Here is a 17,926-nt window from a genome sequence, read left to right as displayed (position 1 = left end):
CTGGGCTGCCTTTTTTCATCGCCAAAGCGAATTAGCGACGAACGGCAATCGCTTCGATTTCAATTTTCACGTCTTTTGGCAGACGCGCCACTTCCACGCAGGAGCGCGCCGGGAAGGTGGCGTTATGCTCGGTGAAGAACGCTTCGTAAGTGGCGTTAACGGTCGCGAAATCGTTCAGATCCTTCACGAACACGGTGGTTTTCACGATATCACCCACTTTCAGGCCGGCAGATTCCACGATAGCCTGCACGTTTTCCAGCGACTGACGCGCCTGCGCCGCGACATCTTCCGGCACCGCGCCGGTTTTTGGGTTTACGGGGATCTGACCTGAAGTGATGATCATGCTGCCCAGATCAACGCCCTGAACGTAAGGGCCGATAGCGGCTGGTGCATTTTCCGTCGCGAGTACTTTGCTCATGTTTTCTCCAGAATTACAGCGTTAAGAATGTTCCCGGCCATTATAACAGCCGGGATTTCATTACCAACCTCAATTAGTTGGCCAGCACCACATAATGAGAAAACTCTTTTTCGCAGTATTTACATTTGAGTGCGATGTCATTCGCGCGCTTTTTCACTGCGAAACTGGAGGAAACCGGCTCAGCATGACTGATGCAGTTGCTGTTCGGGCAGACCAGCACGCTTTCGATACGTTCTGGCAGACTCGGGCGGGATTTGCCGACCACTTCGTACTCGTCGATGCGGTTGACGGTGGCGTCCGGCGCGTACAGCGACAGCTGGTTAACCTGCTCGTCGGTCAGGAAGGTGTTCTCGATTTTGATCAGGTCTTTGCGGCCCATCTCGCCCGACGGCAGGTTCAGGCCGATGGTGATGCGCTGGTCAGTTTCGGTCAGTTTGAACAGCGTCAGCAGCTTAAAGCCCACCTGCGCAGGGATGTGGTCAATCACGGTGCCACGCTTGATGGCTTCAACCTGGAGTTTGTTATCGTGTGTCATGGTCGTCTCCCCTTACAGAGCTAATTCGCGATTCAGAACCAGTGCCAGTAACGCCTGGCGAGCGAAGATGCCGTTCCCGGCCTGCTGGAAGTACCAGGCGTGCGGCGTTTTATCCACGTCTGTGGTGATCTCATCGATGCGCGGCAGCGGATGCAGGACCTTCATATTGTCGCGCGCGCCTTCCAGGTCGCTGGCGCGCAGCACGAACTGCGCCTTCACGTTGGCGTATTCGGACGGATCCAGACGCTCTTTCTGCACGCGGGTCATGTACAGAATATCCACGTGGCTCATCACCTCTTCGATGCTGGCATGCAGGCTCCACGCAATGCCTTTCTCGTCCAGCATGTCGAGAATGTACTGCGGCATCGCCAGCGCCTCCGGGGCAATGAAGTAGAAGCGGTTGCCGTTAAATTTCGCCAGCGCCTGGGTCAGGGAGTGGACGGTGCGGCCATACTTCAGGTCGCCAACCATGGCGATATTCAGGTTCTCAAGCGTGCCCTGCGTCTCCTGAATGGTGAACAGATCCAGCAGCGTCTGTGTTGGGTGCTGGTTGGCACCGTCACCGGCGTTCAGCACCGGAATGCCGCCGGAGAACTCGGTCGCCAGGCGCGCCGCGCCCTCCTGCGGGTGACGCATCACAATCGCGTCGACGTAGGTGCTAATCACTGAAATGGTATCCGCCAGGGTCTCGCCTTTTTTACCCAGCGACGTGTTGCTGCTGTCAGAGAAGCCCACCACGCTCGCGCCCAGGCGGTGCATGGAGGTCTCAAAGGAGAGGCGGGTGCGGGTCGAGGCTTCAAAGAAGCAGCTCGCAATCACCTTGTGCTTCAGCAGCTCCGGTTGCGGATTGGCCTTCAGTTTTGCCGCGGTTTCCAGAACCAGTTCCAGCTCTTCGCGGCTGAGGTCGTTTATGGAAATGATGTGTTTTTGATAAAGCGGATTCATGTTTATCTCCTGACGCCGGGCAAAAAAAAGCCCCTCAAATGAGGGGCTCTGGGAATAGGTTTAGCAACGGGAAGAAAAACGGCAGGCCAGCGTCTGATTTCAGACGCGGTAAGACGTTATGTCGTACACGCTTGACCATGCTTCCTCCCGGCAAATTGTCGGGCATTATACGCAGCTCGCTTTTCGGATCAAGCGATTTAATGCATGCTTTACTCAATGCAAACGGTTCTTTGTGAATATTAATGCGTTCTGAGTAAATAATTAATTTGCTTATGCACCAGCGCGGTGCGCTTCACCACCCGGGGGGCGACCCAGACAATACTGCTGCCGGCCACCACGCCTAAAATTTCCGGAAGCTGGTGATAATCCAGAATACGCGCCACCGCGCGGCCATATCCGGCGACGGTATGGACAAGGATAAACTCGCTATTATGCTCAACGCTGACCACCATTTCCGAAACGGTACGCGCGGCGTCGGGGGCAGGGCGCAGCTGAGGATTCAACGAATAAATCTTTAGCCCTTTGGCATTTCGAATTTTTATGACTCCGAGCAACTTCAGCAATCGCGAAACGGTCGACTGGCTGATGCTGTCAAACCCTCTCTCCTGCAGGTCGCGGCGAATCTCTTCCTGCGAAAGGTAACTCTTTTCGGCGATCAAACGCTGGCACACCGTGAGCTGCAGCTGTTCTTTGGGAGAGTACTCTTCGTAATCCATCATGTTTCCCATATCAGTTCCCGAAATAACCGGTGACACCGCACCGATCCGTAGGCCGGATAAGCGCAGCGCCATCCGGCAAATTACAACAACGCCCCCAGACTTAACGCCACCATAATCACCACCGTCAGGATCGCCAGCAGCGGCGCCACCCATTTCAGGTAGCGCACGTAAGGTACCCGGGCGATAGCCAGCCCGCCCATGACCACCGCAGAGGTCGGCGTGACGAGGTTAACGATGCCGGAGGCCGACTGGTAAGCCGTAACCACCAGGTCGCGGTTGACGTTAGCGAAATCAGCAAGCGGCGCCATGATCGGCATCGTCAGAACGGCCAGGCCGGATGAAGAAGGCACAAGAAACGACAGCACGACTTCCAGCCAGTACATCACGTTGATAAACGCTACCGTGGACAACCCGCTGACCAGCCCTTCCGCGCTGTGCAAAATGGTGTGGGTAATCATGCCCTTATCCATGATGACTACGATACCGCGCGCGATGCCGATAATCAGCGCGACGCCCAGCAAATCTCGCGCGCCGTTGATAAACGTCGACGTCAGCTCCTCTTCGCTCATGCGGGCAATCAGGCCGACGATGATCGCGCTGGCGAGAAACACCGCTGAAATCTCCGCCATCCACCAGCCCAGCACCGCCACGCCGTAAATCATCACCGCGAAGGCCAGAGCGAAAATCACCAGGATGATTTTGCGCACCGGGGTGAATTCCAGGGACTGTTCGCCCTTGTTGCCGAGGAAATGGGCGAGGTTCTCCTCCTGCTTGTCTGCAACGATGGACTGCGAGGGATCCTTACGCACCTTGCGGGCGTAGCGCATCACCCACGCCACGCAGATGATCCAGCCGATGACCAGCAGCGCCACGCGCAGGGTGATGCCGTTGGTGAAGGGGATCCCGGCGGCGTTGGCGGCGATCACCGTGGCAAACGGGTTAATGGTGGAGCCGAGGGTGCCGATCCCCGCCCCGAGCAGCACGGTAGAGGCGGCGACAACCGGATCGAACCGCGCGGCCAGCATCACCGGCACCAGTAAGGTATAGAAGGGCAGTGACTCTTCGGCCATACCGTAAATCGTGCCGCCTGCGGCAAACAGCGCCATCAGGATCGGAATCATCCACTCCTCGCGTCCGCGCAGTCGGGTGGTCACACGCTCGATCCCGGCGTCAATCGCCCCGGTTTTGGTGACGATCCCGAGGAATCCCCCGATGATCAGAATAAACAGCGCCACGTCGATCGCCCCGGCCTGGCCGGATTCCGGATCGTACAGCCCGGCAATCGGCGCCATCAGCACCGAAACCAGCCCCTGCGGATGCGCCGCGACGTGCGCGTAGGTGCCTGCAACGGGGACGTCTTTGCCGAGCGCCTCGTTCATTGCCATATGGTACTGCCCGGCCGGGACAATCCACGTCAGCACGGCCACGACGGCAATCAGAAAAAAGAGAATGGTGTAAGCGGAGGGAAACTTGAACTTGCCCATGATGTTCTCCTGAAACCCGGCGCACCCCGCGGCGCGCCGGGCGGTGATTAGTCGCCGAGTGTCGCCACCATGACCGCTTTAATGGTGTGCATGCGGTTCTCTGCTTCGTCGAAGACGATGGAGTTCGGTGATTCGAAGACCTCTTCCGTCACCTCCAGCCCCTTCAGCCCGTACGCCATCTCGATCTCGCGGCCCACCTTCGTGTGCTCGTTGTGGAACGCGGGCAGGCAGTGCATGAACTTGACGTTCGGGTTGCCGGTGGCCTTCATGACCTGGGCGTTAATCTGATACGGCTTCATCAGGCTGACGCGCTCGGCCCAGGCTTCCTTCGGCTCGCCCATGGAGACCCACACGTCGGTGTAGAGGAAATCGGTCCCCTGCACGCCTTCTTCCACGTCGTCGGTGAGGGTGATGCGCGCGCCCGTCTCTTTCGCAATGGCGCGGCACTGCTCAACCAGGCCTGCCTCCGGCCAGAAGGATTTCGGCGCAACGAGGCGGATATCCATCCCCATCTTGGCCGCACCGACCATCAGGGAGTTGCCCATGTTGTTGCGCGCGTCGCCGAGATAGGCAAAGCTCAGCTCTGGCAGGGTTTTGCCCGGGGAGTGCTCCAGCATGGTCATCAGATCGGCGAGAATTTGGGTCGGGTGGAACTCGTCGGTCAGCCCGTTCCATACCGGCACGCCCGCGTACTCGCCCAGCTCTTCAACGATGGCCTGGCCGTAGCCGCGATATTCGATGCCGTCGTACATGCGGCCCAGCACGCGGGCGGTGTCTTTCATCGACTCTTTATGGCCAATCTGCGAGCCGCTTGGGCCGAGATAGGTGACCTGCGCGCCCTGGTCGAACGCGCCCACTTCGAAGGCGCAGCGGGTGCGGGTGGAGGTTTTTTCAAAGATCAGGGCGATGTTTTTCCCGACCAGGGTTTGCTTCTCGCGCCCGGCTTTTTTGGCGGCCTTGAGCTCGATGGCGAGGTCGATCAGGTACTGGATCTCCGCCGGGGTGTAGTCTAGCAGTTTGAGGAAGTTGCGGTTTTTCAGGTTGATGGTCATGGGTAAATCCTTTTTAAAATGAGTGTTCAGTTACGAATCAACGTGCCTTTCTCGCCCGCGAGGATCTCCGCGCCGTCGGCCAGCGCGCCGATCCCGGCTATCCCATTGCAGGCTTCAACGAACTCGCGGCAGGCGGCCACCTTCGGCCCCATCGATCCGGCGTCGAACTGCATGCCCCTGAGCAGCTCCGGCGTCACCTGCGCCAGCGGACGCTGGGTTGGTTTGCCCCAGTCGAGGTACACCGCGTCGGCATCGGTGAGGATCAGCAGGGCATCGGCTTCGATCTGGCGCGCCAGCAGGGCGGCGGAGAGGTCTTTATCGATTACCGCCTCGATCCCGCGATAGCCGTTGGCCTGTTCCACCACCGGCACCCCGCCGCCGCCGTTGCAGATCACCAGGTGGTCGCGCTGGATCAGCGCCGTGATGGCGTCGCTCTCAACGATGCGCTTCGGCTGCGGAGAGGGCACCACGCGGCGGACGTAGCTGCCGTCGGCTTTAAACACCCAGCCTTTCTCCGCGGCCAGCGTTTTTGCCTGGGCTTCGCTGTACACCGGGCCGATGTATTTGGTCGGGTTGCTGAAGGCCGGGTCGGCGGCGTCCACTTCTACCTGGGTGAGCAGAACGCTCACCTCCCGCTGCGGCAGGCTGTTTTTCAGCGCCTGCTGGAGCATGTAGCCGATCATTCCCTGGCTTTCGGCGCCAAGAACGTCCAGCGGGTAGGGCGTGACTTTGTCGTAGGCGCTGTTCTGCAGCGCCAGCAGCCCGACCTGCGGGCCGTTGCCGTGCACCAGCACCACGCGCCACTGCGCCGTTAAGCCGGCGATGGTGCGGGCAGCCTGCTCGATGTTCTGGCGCTGGATCTCCGCTTCCAGCGGCTCGCCGCGCTTGAGCAGCGCGTTGCCGCCCAGGGCCACAACCAGAGTGGGTTTTCGTTCCATGATGGCTCCTTTAAATTCCGTCGCGTTCCAGCGGGCAGCTCATGCAGCGCGCGCCGCCGCGGCCGCGTCCGAGTTCGTCGCCCGGGATGGGCAGTACGGTGATACCCGCTTTGTCGTATTTCTCGTTGGTCCAGACGTTGCGCTCGTAGCCGATCACCACGCCGGGGCGGATGGTCAGGACGTTGTTGGCGTCGTTCCACTGCTCGCGTTCGGCCTCAAAGGCGTCGCCGCCGGTGGTGATCAGACGTACCTGGTTAATGCCGAGCGCTTTCTCGATGGCGTGCAGCAGGTCGGTTTCCTGGGTGCGCAGCAGGCCGCCGCGTCCGTCCGGGGTGAGCGTCCAGCACTGGGCGTCTTTGCGCACCACTTCCGGGTAGACGGAGAAGGTATCCACATCGATGTGGGTCATGACGGTGTCGAGGTGCATGCAGGAGCGGTGTTTTGGCAGCTCAACGGCGATCACGCGCTCGGCCTGACGGTGTTTGAACAGGCTGTTGGCGAGAAACTCCACGCCCTGCGGCGTCGTGCGTTCGGACATGCCGATCAATACCGCGCCGCGGCCAATCACTAATACGTCACCGCCTTCTAAGGTGGCGTGGTCGTAATTAATATTCTCGTCGCCGAAATACTTAATAAAATCGCCGTCGGCGAACGCCGGGTGCCAGCGATATATTGCCCGCAGGTTATTGGTTTCACGCTGACGCGCCGGTTTGGCCATTGGGTTAATAGAGACGCCGTTATAGATCCAGCAGGAGGTATCGCGGGTAAATAAATGGTTCGGCAGCGGCTTCATAATAAAATCATTCGCCGTGTGGGTATCCACCACCATATTTTTAATGGCTGCCGGAATTTCACCGTAGGTTAATCCGCCGCTTAATCTGCGCGCCAGTTCCCGGTGCGGCATATCCGCCAGCCAGCCGCGCACGTCGCCAGCAAAGGTTGGGCCGAGGCGGTAGTCAGAGATTTGCGTCTCCAGCAGCCAGGCTTTCGCCTCAGCGATATCAAGGGTTTGTGTCAGCAGGTCGGTCAGCAGCAGGACTTCCACCCCCTGCTCACGCAGCGTGTTGGCGAAGATGTCATGCTCCTCACCCGCCCGCTCAACCGAGAGCACGTCATCGAAAAGCAGCTCCTGACAGTTTGATGGCGTTAAGCGTTTCAGACTTAAATTTGGGCGGTGCAGCATAACGCTACGCAATTGACCAATTTCAGAACCGACGTAATGCTTTTCCATAATTATTCCTTTAACTGTTTTTCAGAATAAAAAGGGCATGCGCCATGTGATGTATTTAATTGCATGGCGGCTAAGCTCAATTGATTTCGTGGTTCATACTAGGCAGTTAAATAATCCGTATTGTGATATTGCTCACGCGAAAATGGATATTAAGCGGTTTATTTTCATTAGCATGATTCGCATCAGATAATGATTAATTGGCTATTCTGGCGAGGTGAATAGCTAAGCACTATCCGTTGTCATTATTTGCAGTTGTTAGTGTTTTGTAGAATTTAATGCTTTGAAATATTTTGTTAAGCTGTTGATTTTAAATGTTTTTATTGGTTGTGTGGAATGACTATGCAATATTGCTAATTAACTATTTTTGGCTTAAGGAAAATCAATAAATATTTATTGAATTTAATAGCAAATTATCAAAGTGATAAAATGTGAAGCTGTAGCGAGTTTTGTTGTTAAGGCATGACGATCAGTAAGTTAGCGCAAGGCCGTGATAACGAAGAACTGAAGATATGCATAATGACTGCATAAATGCCTGCGAGGGCTTAACAGCAAATTAACACCATTCCCGATAAACATGCGTTCGCGCAAAACCCGTCTAAAAAGCGCTGGTATGGCAGTCGGGATTCTCGTATAAAAGATAAAAATGAAACGTTGTTTTATATTGAGGGTATTCTGATGATTATCGGCAACATCCACCATCTGCAGTCCTGGCTGCCTGAGGATCTGCGTCAGGCCATTGAGCACGTTAAATCTCACGTCACCGACGCGACGCCGCTCGGCAAGCACGACGTCAACGGCAACAGTCTGTTTTATCTGGTCTCTGAAGATACAACCCAGCCGTTCGCCGAGCGTCGCGCCGAGTACCACGCGCGCTATCTGGATATTCAGATCGTGATGAAGGGACAGGAAGGGATGACATTCAGCACCCTGCCGCCCGGCACGCCGGACACCGACTGGCTGGCGGACAAAGACATCGCGTTCCTGCCGGAAGGCGAGCAGGAGAAAACCGTCGTGTTGAGCGAAGGGGATTTTGTGGTGTTCTGGCCGGGTGAGGTGCACAAGCCGCTGTGCGCGGTGGGGGCACCTGCTAAGGTCAGGAAAGTGGTGGTGAAGATGCTTGTAGAGTAACCCCTCTCCCAAGGGGAGAGGGTGTAAAAGTTCCCTCTCCCTGTGGGAGAGGGTTAGGGTGAGGGCATCAGGCCGCCCCTTCCAATTTGTGATCCAGCTTAAATTTCCCGCACTCCTTCTTCCCTTCCCATTTACCTCTCCTTTTTCTGCGTCATAGTATGATCGTTAAATTAATGAACGCTGTTCTATAATGTAGAACAAAATGATTCAGCAAGGAGATCTCATGCCGCAGTCCGCGTTGTTTACGGGAATCATTCCCCCTGTCTCCACCATTTTTACTGCCGATGGCCAACTCGATAAGCAGGGCACCGCCGCGCTGATCGACGATCTCATCAAAGCAGGCGTTGACGGCCTGTTCTTCCTGGGCAGCGGCGGCGAGTTCTCCCAGCTCGGCGCCGAAGAGCGTAAAACCATTGCCCAATTTGCGATCGATCATGTCGATCGTCGCGTGCCGGTCCTGATCGGCACCGGCGGCACCAACGCGCGGGAAACCATTGCGCTCAGCCAGCACGCGCAGCAGGCGGGGGCGGACGGCATCGTGGTGATCAACCCTTACTACTGGAAAGTGTCGGAAGCGAACCTGATCCGCTATTTCGAGCAGGTGGCGGACAGCGTCACGCTGCCGGTGATGCTCTATAACTTCCCGGCGCTGACCGGGCAGGATCTGACCCCGGCGCTGGTGAAAACCCTGGCCGATTCGCGCAGCAACATCGTCGGCATTAAAGACACCATCGACTCCGTCGCCCATCTGCGCAGCATGAACCATACCGTCAAAGCCGCCCATCCGCACTTCACCGTGCTGTGCGGCTACGACGATCATCTGTTTAATACCCTGCTGCTCGGCGGCGACGGGGCGATCTCGGCCAGCGGCAACTTTGCCCCGCAGGTGTCGGTGAATCTTCTGAAAGCCTGGCGGGATAAAGACGTGGCGAAAGCGGCTGAGTATCATCAGACCTTACTGCAAATTCCTCAGATGTATCAGCTGGATACGCCGTTTGTGAACGTCATTAAAGAGGCGATCGTGCTCTGTGGCCGCCCGATTTCCACGCACGTGCTGCCGCCCGCCTCTGCGCTGGACGAGCCGCGTAAGGCGCAGCTGAAAACCCTGCTGCAACAGCTCAAGCTCTGCTGAGCCGGACGATAACCATGACCATCGAGAAGATTTTCACCCCGCAGGACGAGGCGTTTTATGCCGTCATCACCCACGCGGCGGGGCCGCAGGGCGCGCTGCCGCTGACCCCGCAGATGCTGATGGAATCCCCCAGCGGCAACCTGTTCGGCATGACGCAGAACGCCGGGATGGGCTGGGACGCCAACAAGCTGACCGGCAAAGAGGTGCTGATCATCGGCACCCAGGGCGGCATCCGCGCCGGGGACGGACGCCCGGTTGCGCTGGGCTACCACACCGGCCACTGGGAGATCGGCATGCAGATGCAGGCGGCGGCGAAAGAGATCACCCGCAACGGCGGGATCCCGTTTGCGGCCTTCGTCAGCGATCCGTGCGACGGGCGCTCTCAGGGCACGCACGGCATGTTCGACTCCCTGCCGTACCGTAACGACGCGGCGATCGTGTTTCGCCGCCTGATCCGTTCCCTCCCGACGCGCCGGGCGGTGATCGGCGTGGCAACCTGCGATAAAGGACTGCCCGCCACCATGATTGCCCTGGCCGCGATGCACGACCTGCCGACCATTCTGGTGCCGGGCGGGGCGACGCTGCCGCCAACCGTGGGGGAAGACGCGGGCAAAGTGCAGACCATCGGCGCGCGCTTTGCCAACCACGAACTCTCCCTGCAGGAGGCCGCCGAGCTGGGCTGTCGCGCCTGCGCCTCGCCGGGCGGCGGGTGTCAGTTCCTCGGCACGGCGGGCACCTCGCAGGTGGTCGCGGAAGCGCTGGGGCTGGCGCTGCCGCACTCCGCGCTGGCGCCGTCCGGGCAGGCGGTGTGGCTGGAGATCGCCCGCCAGTCGGCGCGGGCGGTGAGCGAGCTGGATAACCTTGGCATCACCACGCGCGATATCCTCACCGACAAAGCCATCGAAAACGCCATGGTGATCCACGCGGCGTTCGGCGGCTCGACGAATTTACTGCTGCACATTCCGGCCATCGCCCACGCGGCGGGCTGCACGATCCCGGACGTAGAGCACTGGACGCGCGTCAACCGCAGGGTGCCGCGCCTGGTCAGCGTGCTGCCCAACGGCCCGGACTATCACCCGACCGTGCGCGCGTTCCTCGCGGGCGGCGTGCCGGAGGTGATGCTTCACCTGCGCGATCTTGGCCTTCTGCATCTGGACGCCATGACCGTCACCGGCCAGACGGTGGGCGAAAACCTCGACTGGTGGCAGGCGTCCGAGCGCCGTGAGCGCTTCCGCCAGTGCCTGCGCGAGCAGGACGGCGTGGATCCGGATGACGTGATCCTGCCGCCTGAGAAGGCAAAAGCGAAAGGGCTGACCTCAACGGTTTGCTTCCCGACGGGCAACATCGCGCCGGAAGGCTCGGTGATCAAGGCCACGGCGATCGACCCGTCGGTCGTCGGTGAAGATGGCGTTTACCGCCACACCGGCCGGGCGCGGGTGTTTGTCTCGGAAGCGCAGGCTATCAAGGCCATCAAGCGGGAAGAGATTAAGCAGGGCGATATCATGGTGGTGATCGGCGGCGGGCCGTCCGGCACCGGCATGGAAGAGACCTACCAGCTCACCTCCGCGTTGAAGCATATCTCGTGGGGCAAGACGGTGTCGTTAATCACCGATGCGCGCTTCTCGGGCGTGTCGACGGGCGCCTGCTTCGGCCACGTGTCGCCGGAGGCGCTGGCGGGCGGGCCGATTGGTAAGCTGCGCGATAATGACATCATCGAGATAGCCGTCGACCGGCTGACGTTAACGGGCAGCGTGAACTTTATCGGCACCGCGGATAACCCGCTGACGCCGGAGGAGGGGGCACGCGAGCTGGCAATGCGGCAGACGCACCCGGACCTGCACGCCCACGACTTTTTGCCGGACGACACCCGCCTGTGGGCAGCATTACAGTCGGTCAGCGGCGGCACCTGGAAAGGCTGTATTTATGACACCGATAAAATTATCGAGGTAATTAACGCCGGTAAAAAAGCGCTCGGTATTTAATTATTTCATTAGATAAAACCGTCTGCGGGAAATATTCCGCGGGCGGTTTTTGCGTGTCTTTATTTTATCAATTTAAACAATAAGTTGTGATATATCGTTGGCGTCACAAAAGCAAAATAACGTAATTCAGAAATAAGATATGACCATTGCTGGTTAATTGAACAGCTCATTACACTCCATTAACACGATGTTGTAATTCAGCACACTACATAAGGGTGTAATTCTGATGACGCAATTAACCATGAAAGACAAAATTGGCTACGGGCTGGGTGACACCGCCTGCGGCTTCGTCTGGCAGGCCACGATGTTCCTGCTGGCCTATTTCTACACCGACGTCTTCGGCCTGTCGGCGGGCATTATGGGCACGCTGTTTTTGGTCTCCCGCGTGCTCGACGCCGTGACTGACCCGCTGATGGGGCTACTGGTCGACCGCACCCGCACGCGGCACGGCCAGTTCCGCCCGTTCCTGCTGTGGGGCGCCATCCCGTTTGGCATCGTCTGCGTGCTGACCTTCTACACGCCGGACTTCTCCGCGCAGGGCAAAATCATCTATGCCTGCGTGACCTACATTCTCCTGACCCTGGTCTATACCTTCGTTAACGTGCCCTACTGCGCCATGCCCGGCGTCATCACCGCCGACCCGAAAGAGCGTCACGCCCTGCAGTCGTGGCGTTTCTTCCTGGCGGCGGCGGGATCGCTCGCCATCAGCGGCATTGCCCTGCCGCTGGTGAGCATCATCGGTAAAGGGGACGAGCAGGTGGGCTATTTCGGCGCCATGTGCGTGCTGGGCCTGACCGGCGTGGTGCTGCTCTACGTCTGCTTCTTTACCACCAAAGAGCGCTACACCTTTGAGGTGCAGCCGGGCTCGTCGGTGGCGAAAGATCTCAAGCTGCTGCTCGGCAACGGCCAGTGGCGGATCATGTGCGCGTTCAAGATGATGGCGACCTGTTCCAACGTGGTGCGCGGCGGGGCGACGCTCTACTTCGTCAAATACGTGATGGATCACCCGGAGATGGCGACCCAGTTTTTACTCTACGGCAGCCTCGCCACCATGTTTGGCTCGCTCTGCTCCTCCCGACTGCTGGGCCGCTTCGATCGCGTCACCGCCTTCAAGTGGATCATCGTCGCCTACTCGCTGATCAGCCTGCTGATTTTCGTCACCCCGGCGGAGCACATCGCGCTGATTTTCGCCCTCAACATCCTGTTCCTGTTCGTCTTTAACACCACCACGCCGCTGCAGTGGCTGATGGCCTCTGACGTGGTGGATTACGAAGAAAGCCGCAGCGGGCGACGCCTCGACGGGCTGGTGTTCTCCACCTACCTGTTCAGCCTGAAGATTGGCCTGGCGATTGGCGGGGCGGTGGTGGGCTGGATCCTGGCGTACGTCAACTATTCCGCCAGCAGCAGCGTGCAGCCGGTCGAGGTGCTGACCACCATCAAAATCCTGTTCTGCGTGGTGCCGGTGGTGCTCTACGCGGGCATGTTCATCATGCTGTCGTTCTACAAGCTCACCGACGCTCGCGTGGAGGCCATCAGCCAGCAGCTGATCAAGCACCGCGCGGCGCAGGGCGAGGCCGTTCCCGACGCCGCGACAGCCGCATCCCATTAACCGGAGGCAATATGGAAATCACCAACCCAATACTCACCGGCTTCAACCCGGACCCGTCCCTGTGCCGCCAGGGCGAGGACTACTACATCGCCACCTCGACCTTCGAGTGGTTCCCGGGCGTGCGCATCTACCACTCCCGCGACCTAAAAAACTGGTCGCTGGTCAGCACGCCGCTGGACCGCGTGTCGATGCTGGACATGAAGGGCAACCCGGACTCCGGCGGCATCTGGGCGCCGTGCCTGAGCTACGCCGACGGCAAATTCTGGCTGCTCTACACCGACGTGAAGATTGTCGACTCGCCGTGGAAAAACGGCCGCAACTTCCTCGTCACCGCGCCGTCCATTGAGGGGCCATGGAGCGAGCCGATCCCGATGGGCAACGGCGGGTTTGATCCGTCCCTGTTCCACGACGACGATGGCCGCAAGTACTACCTCTACCGCCCGTGGGGGCCGCGCCACCACAGCAACCCGCACAACACCATCGTGATGCAGGCGTTTGATCCGCAGACCGGCACGCTCTCGCCCGAGCGCAAAACCCTGTTTACCGGCACGCCGCTCTGCTACACCGAAGGCGCGCACCTGTATCGCCACGCGGGATGGTACTACCTGATGGTGGCCGAAGGCGGCACCAGCTACGAGCACGCGGTTGTGGTGCTGCGTTCAAAAACTATCGACGGGCCGTACGAACTGCACCCGGACGTGACGATGATGACCAGCTGGCACCTGCCGGAGAACCCGCTGCAGAAGAGCGGGCACGGCTCGCTGCTGCAGACCCACACGGGGGAGTGGTACATGGCCTACCTCACCAGCCGCCCGCTGCGTCTGCCCGGCGTGCCGCTGCTGGCCTCCGGCGGGCGCGGCTACTGCCCGCTGGGACGCGAGACCGGCATCGCCCGCATTGAGTGGCGCGACGGCTGGCCGTACGTGGAAGGCGGCAAGCACGCGCAGCTGACCGTGCCCGGCCCGCAGGTGGCCGAGCAGCCTGGCGCCGCTCAGGGTAGCTGGCGAGAGGACTTCGACGGCAGCACGCTTGACCCGGAACTGCAGACCCTGCGCGTTCCGTTCGATGATACCCTCGGCTCGCTCACCGCGCGCCCGGGCTATTTACGGCTCTACGGCAACGACTCGCTCAACTCGACCTTTACCCAGTCGACCGTGGCGCGCCGCTGGCAGCACTTCGCCTTCCGCTCAGAAACGCGGATGCAGTTCTCGCCGGTCCACTTCCAGCAGAGCGCGGGGCTGACCTGCTACTACAACAGCAAAAACTGGAGCTACTGCTTTGTGGACTTCGAGGAGGGGCAGGGGAGAACCATCAAGGTTATTCAGCTCGACCACAACGTGCCGTCATGGCCGCTGCACGAGCAGCCGATTCTGGTGCCGGAGAGTGCGGAGAGCGTCTGGCTGCGCGTGGACGTGGATAAGCTGGTCTACCGCTACAGCTACTCGTTCGACGGCGAGACGTGGCACACCGTGCCGGTAACGTATGAGGCGTGGAAACTGTCGGATGACTACATCGGCGGGCGCGGCTTCTTCACCGGCGCGTTTGTGGGGCTGCACTGCGAGGACATCAGCGGCGACGGTTGCCACGCGGACTTCGACTACTTCACCTACGAGCCGGCCTAACGGCTCAGGCCGGGTAGCCCAGCGCGCGTGACAGCTGGAGCCCGGCCTGCTGAAGCTGCTCGCGGAAATCAGCCAGCCCGGCATCGTCCACGCGCGAGGTCAGTGTCGACAGGCTCAGGGCGGCAATCACGCGTGACTCGTGGTTCCACACCGGCACCGCCACGCAGCGCACGCCCTGCTCGTTCTCTTCGCTATCCAGGGCATAGCCCTGCTCGCGGGTCTGCGCCAGGGCGCTCATTAAGGCTTCGCGAGAGGAGAGAGTAGCGGGCGTAAAGGTGGTGTACTGATAACCCTCCAGCAGCGCGTTCAGCTCGGCCTCGCCCAGCCAGGCAATCAACACCTTGCCGATGGCGGTGGCGTGAACCGGCAGGCGGCGGCCAATGCGCGAATAGGCGATGGCGGCCAGCTTGCCTTCAATCTTCTCGATATAAACCCCTTCACGCCCGTCCAGGATCCCCAGATGGGTGGTCTGCCCGGTCCGCTGTGACAGTTCGGTCAGCCAGCCCTTCGCCTTCTGGCGAATATCGATGGAGCCCACGACAAAATGGCCGCGCTCGACCAGCTTCATGCCGAGGCGATACTTACCGTTCTCCGGGTTCTGATCGATATAGCCGTGAAGCTGCAGGGTTTTCAGCAGCGAGTGGAGGGTACTCTTGCTCAGCCCCATCAGTTTGCTGATGTCGGTGATCTTAAGCTCGGTGGCCTGTTCGTTGAACAGGTCGAGGATCTGCAACGCACGTTCAACAGACTGAATAATCGGCATAATGTTGGTATGTCCACGCTGGAATTAAGGCGAAAACGTACCTTTTTCGGGGTGAAAAATCAATGAAATGGAGCTGGCCTGATCCGCCCGGCGGCGCTACGCTTGCACGGGCCTACGGGTTGTGTAGGCCGGGTAAGCGCAGCGCCACCCGGCAAGAAGAGCGCGCAGTATCAATATCATTGCCGGTACGTCGTTTGGCTCAGTTCGGTATAGTCAGGTTTCTTGAAAATTCAACAGCAGAAACTGACTGTACCTTCCATAAGTTGTCTTCTTTAACCATGCAGTCTATGACTATGTGGTCCTGCTTTTTACCGAATGCAATGTATACGTTGACACAGACTGGATCGGTATCCCCGGCTATGGCTGTTACATTCTGCGGCCAGTCATCGCCGATGTATTGCGCTTTTAAAAATATATCGGCCTCGTAAAACTCTTCGTCTGCATAGCGAGGATCCTGCGCGTGACGGAGTTTTTTCATTGTTGATGCTGTGACATATTTATCTATTTCGTTTCCATCAGTAATGGGAAATACGTCTTTGTTGATTTGATTTACGTACCAGCTGTTAAATTTTACAGCACGCTCAATCGGGTCAGAATGGCCGGCCATAGCAGAGAAAGAAAACAGGCAGCAAAGAAGTAAGGTGCTTTTCATATCAGTAGTGCCTGTAAAAGGTGATTTTTGGCTGTATCTTCCGATATCTCTGGCCGGGATAAAGACTATTCTGTTTAAAATCTGAATACCAGGTACCCGAACCGTCATAGATGCATGCATGCCCGTTCTGATGCGCACCAGGCAATGCGTCAATGACTGCAACATCACTCTCAATGAGGGTGCCGTACACCTTGCTGAATCCTGCTTTCTCAAGAGAGCGCCAGAAGTTTTTTGCATCAGCGCCATTAATTTCTAATCCTCCGGCGCGGATAGCCGCGGCTACGGCGCGAGCGCAGTAACCCGTGCTGTAATGGTGCGCGTGGCTGCGAGCATAAGACACAGCCTCGTGCTTATTCCATGACATAAAATCATCCTTATTAATGAAATGAAGTAATAAGGAAATATTACGCCGATAATATACGGTGTTTTGTAATTGATAATGACCTGATATTAACCATTATCTACTCAGTAAATAATGGTTAATAAAAATATAAATATCTATTATGGATAATGCGTATCTGAGAAAGCATCACTAAAATGAATTTTTCTGCCCGACGATAACGCTGTTGTCGTTTTTAGGGTTTTCTCCCTCTCCCCGTGGGAGAGGGCACCAGACCGCAGAGGGGTCAATCACTCTCCAAGCGTCGCCACCATCACCGCCTTAATCGTATGCATCCGGTTTTCCGCCTGGTCAAACACAATGCTCGCCGCCGACTCAAACACCTCGTCCGTCACTTCCATCCCGCCGTGCAGGTCGAACTCTTTCGCCATCTGCTTGCCGAGCGTGGTCTGGTCGTCATGGAACGCCGGCAGACAGTGCAGGAACTTCACGTCCGGGTTGCCGGTCAGCGCCATCATCTGCGCGTTCACCTGATACCCGCGCAGCAGCGCAATCCGCTCCGCCCACTTCTCTTTGGCTTCGCCCATCGACACCCACACGTCGGTATAGATAAAGTCCGCGCCCTTCACGCCCGCCGCCACGTCTTCCGTCAGGGTGATTTTCCCGCCGTGCTTTTCCGCTAGCGCGCTGCACTCCGCCACCAGGCTCTCTTCCGGCCAGCAGGCCTTCGGGGCCACCAGACGCAGATCCAGCCCGGTCAGCGCCGCCGCTTCCAGCATCGAGTTGCCCATGTTGTTGCGCGCGTCGCCCGCGTAAACCAGCGTCATCTCGTTAAACGCCTTGCCCGGCAGGTGCTCCTGCATGGTCAGCAGGTCCGCCAGCAGCTGCGTTGGGTGGAACTCATTGGTCAGCCCGTTCCACACCGGTACGCCCGCATACTGCGCCAGCGTTTCGACGACTTCCTGGCCGTGGCCGCGATACTGAATGCCATCGTACATCCGCCCGAGCACGCGCGCGGTGTCCTTAATTGACTCTTTATGCCCAATCTGGCTGCCGCTCGGCCCTAAATACGTGACGCGCGCGCCCTGGTCAAATGCGGCAACTTCGAAAGAGCAACGGGTACGGGTCGAGTCTTTTTCGAAGATGAGCGCGATGTTTTTACCAGTAAGCTTCTGTACTTCCTTGCCATTTTTTTTATCGGCTTTGAGCTGTGCGGCAAGGGTCAGCAGAGAAGTGAACTGTGCAGGGGTAAAGTCGAGTAATTTCAGAAAGTGTTTCTTGTACAGATCAGACATTTTATCCTCACATGGCGAACGCCACTTATTGAATTAAAATTCACTTTATATGTGTAATTATTCATTTGCAACCCCGTTTCA

The 17,926-nt window shown here is 58.4% G+C and carries 18 protein-coding genes and 1 pseudogene; 6 read left to right on the top strand and 13 right to left on the bottom strand.

Features of this window, described 5'->3' with window-relative positions; genetic code table 11:
* Window positions 1–31 precede the first annotated feature (31 nt).
* The 4 genes from ridA to PI91_RS24390 all read right to left on the bottom strand — a co-directional run bounded on the left by ridA (window position 32) and on the right by PI91_RS24390 (window position 2,037).
* Window positions 32–418 carry a 2-iminobutanoate/2-iminopropanoate deaminase gene (ridA, locus tag PI91_RS01775; protein ID WP_008501391.1) on the bottom strand — a complete coding sequence of 129 codons (387 nt, stop codon included), beginning with the start codon at window positions 416–418 and terminating at the stop codon, window positions 32–34.
* A 73-nt stretch (window positions 419–491) separates the two neighbouring features.
* Window positions 492–953 (bottom strand): aspartate carbamoyltransferase regulatory subunit, encoded by a 462-nt coding sequence (gene pyrI, locus PI91_RS01770; protein WP_008501390.1) that lies wholly within the window; start codon window positions 951–953, stop codon window positions 492–494.
* A 12-nt stretch (window positions 954–965) separates the two neighbouring features.
* Window positions 966–1,898, bottom strand: coding sequence for an aspartate carbamoyltransferase (pyrB, locus tag PI91_RS01765; RefSeq protein WP_023326589.1), 933 nt, complete (start codon window positions 1,896–1,898; stop codon window positions 966–968).
* A 34-nt stretch (window positions 1,899–1,932) separates the two neighbouring features.
* Window positions 1,933–2,037 carry a pyrBI operon leader peptide gene (locus tag PI91_RS24390; protein ID WP_022646880.1) on the bottom strand — a complete coding sequence of 35 codons (105 nt, stop codon included), beginning with the start codon at window positions 2,035–2,037 and terminating at the stop codon, window positions 1,933–1,935.
* On the opposite strand from PI91_RS24390, the pseudogene PI91_RS25520 reads away from it, so the two are divergent.
* A pseudogene (locus PI91_RS25520) lies at window positions 2,017–2,134 on the top strand (hypothetical protein). The gene PI91_RS24390 and the pseudogene PI91_RS25520 sit on opposite strands and share 21 nt — an antisense overlap.
* Before the next feature lie 3 nt (window positions 2,135–2,137).
* On the opposite strand, the gene PI91_RS01760 reads toward PI91_RS25520, so the two are convergent.
* The 5 genes from PI91_RS01760 to arcA all read right to left on the bottom strand — a co-directional run bounded on the left by PI91_RS01760 (window position 2,138) and on the right by arcA (window position 7,322).
* Window positions 2,138–2,617, bottom strand: coding sequence for an arginine repressor (locus PI91_RS01760; protein WP_025912003.1), 480 nt, complete (start codon window positions 2,615–2,617; stop codon window positions 2,138–2,140).
* Window positions 2,618–2,697: 80 nt separating this feature from the next.
* Window positions 2,698–4,101: a YfcC family protein gene (locus PI91_RS01755; RefSeq protein WP_039265339.1), complete on the bottom strand. Its 1,404-nt coding sequence runs from the start codon at window positions 4,099–4,101 to the stop codon at window positions 2,698–2,700.
* Window positions 4,102–4,148: 47 nt separating this feature from the next.
* Complete coding sequence (gene argF, locus PI91_RS01750) at window positions 4,149–5,153, bottom strand: ornithine carbamoyltransferase (protein ID WP_008501386.1); 1,005 nt, start codon at window positions 5,151–5,153, stop codon at window positions 4,149–4,151.
* Between the two features lie 26 nt (window positions 5,154–5,179).
* Window positions 5,180–6,091, bottom strand: coding sequence for a carbamate kinase (gene arcC / locus PI91_RS01745; protein ID WP_023293410.1), 912 nt, complete (start codon window positions 6,089–6,091; stop codon window positions 5,180–5,182).
* A 10-nt stretch (window positions 6,092–6,101) separates the two neighbouring features.
* The gene (gene arcA, locus PI91_RS01740; protein ID WP_008501384.1) at window positions 6,102–7,322 is read right to left on the bottom strand and encodes an arginine deiminase; all 1,221 of its coding nucleotides are present in this window, start codon (window positions 7,320–7,322) and stop codon (window positions 6,102–6,104) included.
* 675 nt (window positions 7,323–7,997) lie between these two features.
* Between arcA and PI91_RS01735 the strand changes: the two genes are divergently transcribed.
* The 5 genes from PI91_RS01735 to PI91_RS01715 all read left to right on the top strand — a co-directional run bounded on the left by PI91_RS01735 (window position 7,998) and on the right by PI91_RS01715 (window position 14,795).
* Window positions 7,998–8,450, top strand: a complete 453-nt coding sequence (locus tag PI91_RS01735) for a YhcH/YjgK/YiaL family protein (protein WP_039265386.1) — start codon at window positions 7,998–8,000, stop codon at window positions 8,448–8,450.
* Window positions 8,451–8,673: 223 nt separating this feature from the next.
* Complete coding sequence (gene yagE, locus PI91_RS01730) at window positions 8,674–9,582, top strand: 2-keto-3-deoxygluconate aldolase (protein WP_039265338.1); 909 nt, start codon at window positions 8,674–8,676, stop codon at window positions 9,580–9,582.
* Between the two features lie 14 nt (window positions 9,583–9,596).
* Window positions 9,597–11,564: a xylonate dehydratase YagF gene (yagF, locus tag PI91_RS01725; RefSeq protein ID WP_039265337.1), complete on the top strand. Its 1,968-nt coding sequence runs from the start codon at window positions 9,597–9,599 to the stop codon at window positions 11,562–11,564.
* A 226-nt stretch (window positions 11,565–11,790) separates the two neighbouring features.
* Window positions 11,791–13,173, top strand: coding sequence for an MFS transporter (locus PI91_RS01720; protein WP_023326596.1), 1,383 nt, complete (start codon window positions 11,791–11,793; stop codon window positions 13,171–13,173).
* A gap of 11 nt (window positions 13,174–13,184) precedes the next feature.
* A complete protein-coding gene (locus PI91_RS01715) occupies window positions 13,185–14,795 on the top strand; it encodes a glycoside hydrolase family 43 protein (RefSeq protein ID WP_039265336.1) in 1,611 nt (536 codons plus the stop codon).
* 4 nt (window positions 14,796–14,799) lie between these two features.
* On the opposite strand, the gene xynR is transcribed toward PI91_RS01715, so the two are convergent.
* The 4 genes from xynR to PI91_RS26340 form a co-directional block, all read right to left on the bottom strand.
* The gene (gene xynR / locus PI91_RS01710) at window positions 14,800–15,558 is read right to left on the bottom strand and encodes a DNA-binding transcriptional repressor XynR (protein WP_039265335.1); all 759 of its coding nucleotides are present in this window, start codon (window positions 15,556–15,558) and stop codon (window positions 14,800–14,802) included.
* Window positions 15,559–15,757: 199 nt separating this feature from the next.
* On the bottom strand, window positions 15,758–16,456 hold the full coding sequence (locus PI91_RS26590) for a DUF3828 domain-containing protein (RefSeq protein ID WP_306434533.1): 699 nt from the start codon (window positions 16,454–16,456) through the stop codon (window positions 15,758–15,760).
* Between the two features lie 384 nt (window positions 16,457–16,840).
* Complete coding sequence (gene argF / locus PI91_RS01695) at window positions 16,841–17,845, bottom strand: ornithine carbamoyltransferase (protein WP_010427327.1); 1,005 nt, start codon at window positions 17,843–17,845, stop codon at window positions 16,841–16,843.
* Window positions 17,815–17,910 (bottom strand): hypothetical protein, encoded by a 96-nt coding sequence (locus PI91_RS26340; RefSeq protein WP_213014347.1) that lies wholly within the window; start codon window positions 17,908–17,910, stop codon window positions 17,815–17,817. The genes argF (PI91_RS01695) and PI91_RS26340 overlap by 31 nt, the downstream gene beginning before the upstream one ends.
* Window positions 17,911–17,926: the final 16 nt, after the last annotated feature.

It is taken from the genome of Enterobacter sp. FB, from assembly GCF_000805795.1.
GTDB classification, from domain to species: Bacteria; Pseudomonadota; Gammaproteobacteria; order Enterobacterales; family Enterobacteriaceae; genus Enterobacter; species Enterobacter roggenkampii.
The sequence above is the reverse complement of the archived record's forward strand: the minus strand, read 5'-3'. Positions and strand labels throughout refer to the sequence as shown.

Coding starts and splice junctions, on each gene's coding strand:
- ridA (WP_008501391.1), bottom strand. CDS start 418: ATGAGCAAAGTACTCGCGACGGAAAATGCACCAGCCGCTATCGGCCCT.
- pyrI (WP_008501390.1), bottom strand. CDS start 953: ATGACACACGATAACAAACTCCAGGTTGAAGCCATCAAGCGTGGCACC.
- pyrB (WP_023326589.1), bottom strand. CDS start 1,898: ATGAATCCGCTTTATCAAAAACACATCATTTCCATAAACGACCTCAGC.
- PI91_RS24390 (WP_022646880.1), bottom strand. CDS start 2,037: ATGGTCAAGCGTGTACGACATAACGTCTTACCGCGTCTGAAATCAGAC.
- PI91_RS01760 (WP_025912003.1), bottom strand. CDS start 2,617: ATGATGGATTACGAAGAGTACTCTCCCAAAGAACAGCTGCAGCTCACG.
- PI91_RS01755 (WP_039265339.1), bottom strand. CDS start 4,101: ATGGGCAAGTTCAAGTTTCCCTCCGCTTACACCATTCTCTTTTTTCTG.
- argF (WP_008501386.1), bottom strand. CDS start 5,153: ATGACCATCAACCTGAAAAACCGCAACTTCCTCAAACTGCTAGACTAC.
- arcC (WP_023293410.1), bottom strand. CDS start 6,091: ATGGAACGAAAACCCACTCTGGTTGTGGCCCTGGGCGGCAACGCGCTG.
- arcA (WP_008501384.1), bottom strand. CDS start 7,322: ATGGAAAAGCATTACGTCGGTTCTGAAATTGGTCAATTGCGTAGCGTT.
- PI91_RS01735 (WP_039265386.1), top strand. CDS start 7,998: ATGATTATCGGCAACATCCACCATCTGCAGTCCTGGCTGCCTGAGGAT.
- yagE (WP_039265338.1), top strand. CDS start 8,674: ATGCCGCAGTCCGCGTTGTTTACGGGAATCATTCCCCCTGTCTCCACC.
- yagF (WP_039265337.1), top strand. CDS start 9,597: ATGACCATCGAGAAGATTTTCACCCCGCAGGACGAGGCGTTTTATGCC.
- PI91_RS01720 (WP_023326596.1), top strand. CDS start 11,791: ATGACGCAATTAACCATGAAAGACAAAATTGGCTACGGGCTGGGTGAC.
- PI91_RS01715 (WP_039265336.1), top strand. CDS start 13,185: ATGGAAATCACCAACCCAATACTCACCGGCTTCAACCCGGACCCGTCC.
- xynR (WP_039265335.1), bottom strand. CDS start 15,558: ATGCCGATTATTCAGTCTGTTGAACGTGCGTTGCAGATCCTCGACCTG.
- PI91_RS26590 (WP_306434533.1), bottom strand. CDS start 16,456: ATGGCGCTGATGCAAAAAACTTCTGGCGCTCTCTTGAGAAAGCAGGAT.
- argF (WP_010427327.1), bottom strand. CDS start 17,845: ATGTCTGATCTGTACAAGAAACACTTTCTGAAATTACTCGACTTTACC.
- PI91_RS26340 (WP_213014347.1), bottom strand. CDS start 17,910: ATGAATAATTACACATATAAAGTGAATTTTAATTCAATAAGTGGCGTT.